Raw genomic sequence first — 1,218 nt, 5'->3', positions numbered from 1 at the left:
AAAAGAAAGAAGAAAGCAATGAAAAATTCAGTAGTACAGAGAGAAAATCAGATTTTTCAAAAAAAGAAATTAATAAAGTAAAAAGCAGGAATAACATAGACAATAATGATGAAAACTCTAAATATTACTCAGATCATTTGCAAGAAAATAGTCAGGATTTATTCAAAGAAAAGGAAAGGCCAAATAGAGAAAGAAGACAAAGAAAAATCCATGAGGAAAAATTTGCAGAAGCCTCCTATCAAAATGAATATCAGCCGGAATATTCGCAACGGCAGCATAGAAAAATAGAAGAAAATGAGGAAAGTAGATATGGTGAATATCACGAGCAAGAAAGAGAATATAGGCTAAGTAATTTTAAAGAAGATTTTAATAATGGAGTAATTTCAACTAACTCTAATATAAAAAGTAGCATTTCTCCTCAAAAAAATTGCAAGGGGAATAGTAATTTAAAATGGAAGAAAAACGTTGAGAGTGAAAGTTTTAATGATGTGCCAGAGAAAAAAATAAGGAGATTTAGAAAAGAAGATAAGAATTTTAATAGAGAGGTAAGTTCAACATATGATCCATTATCACAGGACTCAGATAATGATGGTGTCATAGATCGCTATGACATTAACTTTAGTGATAGCAATGTATCCTATAGGGATACAAGAGATGACTATAAGTATTTACCATCTTCTGATGTGCAAAGAAAAAATTGGGATGGTTATTCTATTCTTGGTAAGAAAGGGAAAGAAAGCTTTCAAAAAAACACCTTTAAAAAACTTTATCAATCTCAAAGTCAGTTTAAGGATAAAGGGGAAAAAGCAGAATTAAAATCTTTAAATGGGAAGTTTAGAAGAAAAGATCTATCATATAAGGCAAATGAAGAAGATAAAAAAATAATTCAAGACCTGAATACTAATAAAAAACAAAATAGCAAATATTTCAAAGGCAAAGTTAGAAATTTAGAAGAAAAAAATATGCTAATGGGTAGGGTTTCTAGTGGGAAATTTAGACAGGATAGCATATCTGAAGGATTTAAAAGTGAATCTGAAAAAAATAAAGATAAATATAATATAAATAAAAAGAATCAAGAAAAAATAGGCACAAAAAAAGAAATCTTCAAACAGGAAAAAAACGTAATAAAAAATGAGAATCTTGAAGTAGATGAACTTGATTTAAATCATAGTGGAATTTCTAATAAAAACAAGGGAAAGAAAAGACAAATAAAAGACG

Annotated in this window: 1 protein-coding gene; it reads left to right on the top strand. The window is 28.2% G+C overall.

The features are described 5' to 3' along the window. Positions 1-1,218: hypothetical protein (locus L6651_RS09320; RefSeq protein WP_465221317.1), on the top strand; the 1,218-nt coding region annotated here is incomplete at both ends.

It is taken from the genome of Mediannikoviicoccus vaginalis (assembly GCF_928097925.1).
GTDB classification, from domain to species: domain Bacteria; phylum Bacillota; class Clostridia; order Tissierellales; family Peptoniphilaceae; genus Mediannikoviicoccus; species Mediannikoviicoccus vaginalis.
The sequence above is the reverse complement of the archived record's forward strand: the minus strand, read 5'-3'. Positions and strand labels throughout refer to the sequence as shown.